7 protein-coding genes and 1 pseudogene are annotated in these 5,826 nt (G+C 73.4%); 6 read left to right on the top strand and 2 right to left on the bottom strand.

The features are described 5' to 3' along the window. Window positions 1–86: 86 nt before the first annotated feature. Window positions 87–905 carry a methyltransferase domain-containing protein gene (locus ACFU99_RS30315; protein WP_384398075.1) on the top strand — a complete coding sequence of 273 codons (819 nt, stop codon included), beginning with the start codon at window positions 87–89 and terminating at the stop codon, window positions 903–905. A 57-nt stretch (window positions 906–962) separates the two neighbouring features. Here ACFU99_RS30315 and ACFU99_RS30310 read toward each other — a convergent pair whose 3' ends face one another. Continuing rightward, the gene (locus ACFU99_RS30310) at window positions 963–1,556 is read right to left on the bottom strand and encodes a TetR/AcrR family transcriptional regulator (RefSeq protein ID WP_384398073.1); all 594 of its coding nucleotides are present in this window, start codon (window positions 1,554–1,556) and stop codon (window positions 963–965) included. Between the two features lie 146 nt (window positions 1,557–1,702). On the opposite strand from ACFU99_RS30310, the gene ACFU99_RS30305 reads away from it, so the two are divergent. Next, entirely contained in the window at window positions 1,703–2,434 is a 732-nt protein-coding gene (locus ACFU99_RS30305; RefSeq protein WP_384398072.1) for an SDR family oxidoreductase, read from the top strand. A 12-nt stretch (window positions 2,435–2,446) separates the two neighbouring features. Here the strand turns inward: ACFU99_RS30305 and ACFU99_RS30300 are convergent, their stop codons facing one another. Further along, a complete protein-coding gene (locus ACFU99_RS30300) occupies window positions 2,447–3,175 on the bottom strand; it encodes a GntR family transcriptional regulator (RefSeq protein WP_384398070.1) in 729 nt (242 codons plus the stop codon). Window positions 3,176–3,309: 134 nt separating this feature from the next. On the opposite strand from ACFU99_RS30300, the pseudogene ACFU99_RS30295 reads away from it, so the two are divergent. The 4 genes and pseudogenes from ACFU99_RS30295 to ACFU99_RS30280 all read left to right on the top strand — a co-directional run. Further along, window positions 3,310–3,846, top strand: a pseudogene (locus ACFU99_RS30295) (YbhB/YbcL family Raf kinase inhibitor-like protein); the annotation flags it as partial. Window positions 3,847–3,906: 60 nt separating this feature from the next. Next, a complete protein-coding gene (locus ACFU99_RS30290; protein ID WP_384398079.1) occupies window positions 3,907–4,374 on the top strand; it encodes an SRPBCC family protein in 468 nt (155 codons plus the stop codon). A 65-nt stretch (window positions 4,375–4,439) separates the two neighbouring features. Next, entirely contained in the window at window positions 4,440–5,036 is a 597-nt protein-coding gene (locus ACFU99_RS30285; protein ID WP_384398068.1) for a helix-turn-helix domain-containing protein, read from the top strand. Between the two features lie 242 nt (window positions 5,037–5,278). Beyond that, a partial coding sequence (locus ACFU99_RS30280) for a beta-ketoacyl synthase N-terminal-like domain-containing protein (protein WP_384398077.1) occupies window positions 5,279–5,826 on the top strand: 548 nt, incomplete at its 3' end.

The following is a 5,826-nucleotide window of genomic DNA, read 5'->3' as shown; positions in this document are numbered from 1 at the left end:
CCCCCGGGCAGCCCCCGAGCCGCCCAGCCGGGCCGGAGAGGCTGCCGCGACGGGACCGGCGCTCCGCACCGAGGCATGATCGGAGCATGAAGCGACGAAACGCCGAGGACGGCTACCTCCTGGACAACCGACAGTCCGAAGCGGGCGAGCGGTTCGACGCGCTCGGGGCCCTCTTCGACGCCTCCACCTTCCGGCACATCGACGAGCTGGGGCTCGCGGAGGGCCAGCGCTGCTGGGAGGTGGGCGCCGGCGGTACGTCGGTGGTGCGCGGGCTCGCCGAGCGCGTGGGCGCCGCCGGGTACGTACTCGCGACGGACATCGACACGTCGTGGGCGGCGGCCGCGGCCGCGCCGCAGGTCGAGCTCCGGCGGCACGACGTCGCCGCCGACCCGCCCCCGGCCGGGCCCTTCGACCTGGTCCACGCCCGTCTGGTCCTCGTCCACGTCGCCGACCGGGACCGCGCGCTGCGCGCGATGATCAGTGCGCTGCGGCCCGGCGGACGGCTGCTGCTGGAGGACGCCGACCCGGCGCTCCAGCCCCTCATCTGCCCCGACGAGTCCGGCCCGGAGCAGCGCCTGGCCAACAGGCTCCGCCACCGCTTCCGCGAACTCCTCGCCGAGCGCGGCGCGGACCTCTCCTACGGCCGCCGACTGCCGCGCCTGCTGCGCGAGGCCGGGCTCACGGACGTACGGGCGGACGCCTACTTCCCGGTCACGGGCCCGGCCTGCACGGCGCTGGAGACGGCCACGGTGCGGCAGATCCGCGGCCAGTTGGCGGCCAAGGGCCTCGCGACGGAGGCGGAGATCGACACGCACCTCGCCAACGTCGCGGCGGGCGGCCTGGATCTGGCGACGTCCCCGATGATCTCGGCATGGGGGCGCAAGCCCGGCCCCGACGCCGATTAGCCGCCTTCCATTCTCAGGCGTTATCTGCCGTTTTCTGGCGCTTCCCTCGTACCGCGCTCAGCCTTCGGGGAGCAGCGGCGGCGGTGCGGGGTCCAGCCCCCGCAGCGTGATGTCGATGAGGCGTTCGGCCTGTCCGCGCTGCTCGGGTGCGGCCGAGGTGAGGGCGATGCCGGCGAGGGCGGCGAACAGGTCGGGCGGGCGGATGTCGGGGCGGAGCGTACCGGCGGCGGCGCCCGCCTCCATGAGGGTCCGCAGGGCCGACTGGATCATGTCGCGGCTGTCGCCGTAGGGGTTGGCTCCCGTGGCGACGACGGCGCGCAGGGACTCGGCCATGCCGAGTTTGGCGGTGGCGTAGTCGATGAAGCGGTGCGTCCACGCGCGCAGGGCCTCGCGCGGCGGCAGCTCCGCGAGGAGGCCGGGCACGGCGTCGCACAGCCGGGCCACCTCGTTGCGGTAGGCCGCCTCGACCAGGGCCTCGCGGTTCGGGAAGTTGCGGTAGAGGGTGCCGGTGCCCACGCCCGCTTCCTTGGCGATGCGCTCGAAGTGCGCGTCGAGCCCCTCCTCGGTGAAGACGCGCACCGCGGCGGCCAGGATCTTCTCCCGGTTGCGCTGTGCGTCGGCCCTCAGTGGGCGTCCTGCGTCTCGGGCCATCAGCGGCACTCCCTCTCCGTCTCCCGGTTGCTAAGTGGAGGCACCTCCGCTTAATCTGCACTAAGCGGCGGCGCCTCCACTTTAGGCCAGGGTCTCCCCTGCCCCGCCCGCCCCAACCCGCCGATCCCCCGAAAGGGCTGTCGACCATGTCTGGAATCGAAGGCAAAGTCATCGCGATCACCGGCGCCAGCAGCGGCATCGGCGAGGCGACCGCGCTGCTCCTCGCCGAGCGCGGCGCGAAGGTCGTCCTGGGCGCGCGCCGCCCGGAGCGGTTGCAGGCGCTGATCTCCCGCATCAAGGAGGACGGCGGCGACGCGGCCTGGGTCCGTACGGACGCCAGGCGGCAGCAGGACCTCGCCGGTCTCGTCCGGCTGGCGCGGGACCGCTACGGCAAGCTCGACGCGCTCGTCAGCAACGCCGGAGTCGGCCTGCTCTCCCCGCTGGACGACCTGCGCGTCGAGGACTGGGAGGAGATGATCGACGTCAACCTCAAGGGCGTCCTGTACGGGATCGCCGCGGCCCTCCCCGTCTTCCGGGAGCAGGGCTTCGGACACTTCGTCAACACCGTGTCCACCGCCGGACTGCGCATCGTGCCGCTCCAGTCCGTGTACGCCGGGACGAAGAACGCCGTGCGCACCATCTCCGAGGGCCTGCGCCAGGAGGCCGGGGACAGCCTGCGCGTCACCGTCGTCTCGCCGGGCGCGGTCCGTACGGACTTCACGTCGCGCATAGACCCGGCGCTGAGGGAGCAGGCCGACAAGCTGATGGAGATCGCCATGCCGCCGGACGCGGTGGCCCGCGCCATCGCCTTCGCCATCGAGCAGCCGGACGGCGTCGACGTGGGCGACATCACCGTACGCCCCACCGCCCAGGGCTGACCCCCGTGCCGGTCAGGCACCCTCCTGACCATCCGTCAGCGCGGCCGCGGTGAGGGTGAGGTGCCGGGCCAGCGCCTCGGCCGCCGCGTCGGCGTCGCGGGCCAGCGCCGCCGCCTCCAGCCGACGGTGCTCCTCGGCGCCGTCCCGGCCGGGGGTGCGCCGCGCCGACCAGCGGCGCGTCAGTTCGCTCGCGGTCCACATCCGGTCGAAGGTCTCCAGCAGTACGGGGTTGCCGCACCCCTCCAGCAGCGCGCGGTGGAAGTCCCGGTGCGCCTCGGACCACGCGCCGCTGTAGTACTCGCCCTCCTCCGGCACGTATGCGGGGGTGCGGGCCAGCCGGTGATGGGCGGCCCGTACGCGCACCTCCCAGTCGATGTCGCCGCGCTCGACGGACATCCGCAGCACAACGGGCTCGACGGTGCGGCGGGCCTCCGCGATCTCCTGCCAGCGGCGGTCGGAACAGTCCGGCACCGCGAAGCCGCGGTTGGGCAGCCGGTCGGCCAGGCCCTCACCCGCCACCCGTACGAGCGCCTCGCGCACCACGGCCAGGCTCACGCCCTGCTCCTTGGCGAGGTCCTGCGGCTTGAGGGCGTCGCCGGGGGCGTACCTCCCGCGCATGATCGCGTCGCGCAGATGCGCGTAGACCTGCTCGGAGAGCATCTTTTTCCCCGGATTCTTCCCCAGGCTCTTCCCTGGTCTCTTCCCCGGCGTGGCCGAGGCGCCGCGCGTCGTCTGAGTCATGCCTCCACCATAGACGATTTGATGAATAATCGATTATTGCTGTTATGGTCGATCTATTGGCGGACAACAGACGGCGCAGCACTCCCTGACGCCTCTCCCCTGCCGCCCCAGCACGGCCCGAAAGGAACATCGCCATGCGCGCCAACGACCCCTTCGCCCGCCTCCCCGAGGCGGCCTCCTTCACCGTCACCAGCGGCACCGTCGCCGACGGCGCCGCCTGGCCGGACGAGCAGCTCTCCGGCCTCTCCGGCGTACCCGGCGGCAAGGACGTCTCCCCGCAGCTGTCGTGGAGCGGCGCTCCGGAAGGCACCAAGAGCTACGCCGTCACCGTGTACGACCCCGACGCCCCCACCGGCTCCGGGTTCTGGCACTGGGCGGTCGCCGACATCCCCGCCGACGCCACCGAACTGCCCGAGGGGGCGGGCGACGACACCGGCTCGGGCCTGCCGGAAGGCGCCTTCCAACTGCCCAACGACGCCCGCGCGACCCGCTTCCTCGGCGCCGCCCCGCCGGCCGGGCACGGCCCGCACCGCTACGTCACCGTGGTCCACGCCCTCGACACCGAGCGGATCGGCGTCCCCGCCGACGCCACCCCGGCCGTCCTCGGCTTCACCATGGCCGGCCACATCCTCGGCCGCGCGGTCCTCACCAACACGGCCGAGACGCCCGCAGAGGGCGAGGGGCTCCAGAACGGCCGGAACGGAGGGAACGCCGGCCGCGACGCCGACCGGATCGAGGTCTCCCGCCTCATCCCCGCCTCCCCCGAAGCCGTCTTCGCCGTCCTCGCGGACCCGAAGGGCCACGTGGACATCGACGCGTCGGGCATGCTCCTCGACGCCGAGGGGCAGCCCGTCGAGCGGCCCGGCGACCGGTTCCTGGTGCACATGGACCGGGAGGCGATCGGGGACGTGCCCCTCGGCAAGTACGACGTCGAGGTCGTCATCACCGACCTCGTCCCGAACGAGGAGATCGCCTGGACCGTCGAGGGGCAGATCCGGCCGCACGTCCGCCACGTCTACGGCTACCGCCTGGAGCCGGCCGAGGGCGGCACCCTCGTCACCTCGTACTACGACTGGTCCCAGACCAGTGACGAGTGGCGGGCGCGCGTCACCTTCCCCGTGGTCCCCGAGTCCGCCCTCAAGTCCACGCTCGGCATCCTGGAGCGCACCGTCCGCCGCCGGGCGGCCGCCGCCTCCTGACGAGGAGCCGCGGTCACCACGGGCGCGGCTTGACAGAAGTCGTCGCCCTTGCGGCAAATGTCGTTATGAGCGACGACGATTTCTCCGAGGTGCTGGCCGCCGTCGGGCCCCGGCTGCGCGTGCTGCGGAAGTCGCGCGGCACCACCCTGGCCCAGCTCGGCGAGCGGACCGGCATCTCCCTGAGCACGCTCTCGCGGCTGGAGTCCGGCCGCCGCGAGCCGACCCTGAAGCTGCTGCTGCCGCTGGCCAAGGCGTACGGCGTCCCGCTCGACGACCTCGTCGGGGCGCCACCGACCGGCGATCCGCGCGTCCATCCGCGGCCCTTCACCCGGCACGGCAAGACCTGGGTCCCCCTGACCCGGCATCTCGGAGGTCTGCACGCCTACAAGCAGATCCTCCCCGTCGCCGAGGCCGGCCGCCGCGACGAGCGGCCCGAGCAGTCGGCGCACGAGGGCTACGAGTGGCTGTACGTCCTCTCCGGCCGGCTGCGGCTCGCCCTGGGCGAGCACGAACTGCTGCTCGCCGCGGGCGAGGCGGCCGAGTTCGACACCCGCACCCCGCACGGCTTCGGCAACGCGGCGGAGCGGCCCACCGAGTTCCTCGTGCTGTTCGGGGCCCAGGGCGAGCGGATGCACGTACGGGTGCGGACCGCCGCCAAGTGAAGCAAGCTGTCTGATTCCCACAAATCACCAGCGCCGGAGTCCGTGGATCACGGCATCCGGACAACCGGAATCCCCCTGGCACAGTGGCCGGTGAAGCGATCTCCTCGCGCTGCGGCATGCGCGAGGAGTTGTGATGCCACTACAAAGGGGGTTGTGCAGTGCGTACGACATCGAGCACCGGCGCGAGCGGCGTTACGGGCATCGGCGCGGGCAGCCTTACGGGCGCGAGCGGCGTTACGGGCATGGGCGCGGGCGACGCCGAAGGGGTGGTGGTCACCGGGCTCGGGGCGACCACCCCGCTCGGCGGGGACACCGCGTCGACCTGGGCCGCGATGCTCGCCGGTCGCTCCGGCATCCGCGCGATCGAGGAGGAGTGGGCGGCCGAGCTGCCCGTACGGATCGCGGGCCGGCTCCACGCCGAGCCGGGCGAGGTCCTGGACCGGGTGCAGGCCCGCCGCATGGACCGCTGCGAGCAGATCGCGCTCGTCGCCGCCCGCGAGGCGTGGGCCGACGCGGGCGCGCCCGGCGTCGATCCGGAGCGGCTGGCCGTCGTGATCGGCACGGGCACCGGCGGCGCCCTCACCATGCTCGGCCAGGACGACATCCTCGAAACCCGCGGCGTGCGGCGGGTGTCCCCGCACACCGTGCCGATGCTGATGGCGAACGGGCCCGCCGCCTGGGTCAGCATCGAACTCGGGGCGCGCGGCGGCGCGCACACCCCGGTCAGCGCCTGCGCGTCCGGGGCCGAGGCGATCTCGACGGGGCTGGACCTGATCCGCCTCGGGCGCGC

Source organism: Streptomyces sp. NPDC057654 (assembly GCF_042800135.1).
Classification (GTDB): domain Bacteria; phylum Actinomycetota; class Actinomycetes; order Streptomycetales; family Streptomycetaceae; genus Streptomyces.
The sequence above is the reverse complement of the archived record's forward strand: the minus strand, read 5'-3'. Positions and strand labels throughout refer to the sequence as shown.

Bases quoted from the DNA above. Each gene is read 5' to 3' on its own strand.
- ACFU99_RS30315 (WP_384398075.1), top strand. From the start codon at position 87: ATGAAGCGACGAAACGCCGAGGACGGCTACCTCCTGGACAACCGACAG.
- ACFU99_RS30310 (WP_384398073.1), bottom strand. From the start codon at position 1,556: ATGGCCCGAGACGCAGGACGCCCACTGAGGGCCGACGCACAGCGCAAC.
- ACFU99_RS30305 (WP_384398072.1), top strand. From the start codon at position 1,703: ATGTCTGGAATCGAAGGCAAAGTCATCGCGATCACCGGCGCCAGCAGC.
- ACFU99_RS30300 (WP_384398070.1), bottom strand. From the start codon at position 3,175: ATGACTCAGACGACGCGCGGCGCCTCGGCCACGCCGGGGAAGAGACCA.
- ACFU99_RS30285 (WP_384398068.1), top strand. From the start codon at position 4,440: ATGAGCGACGACGATTTCTCCGAGGTGCTGGCCGCCGTCGGGCCCCGG.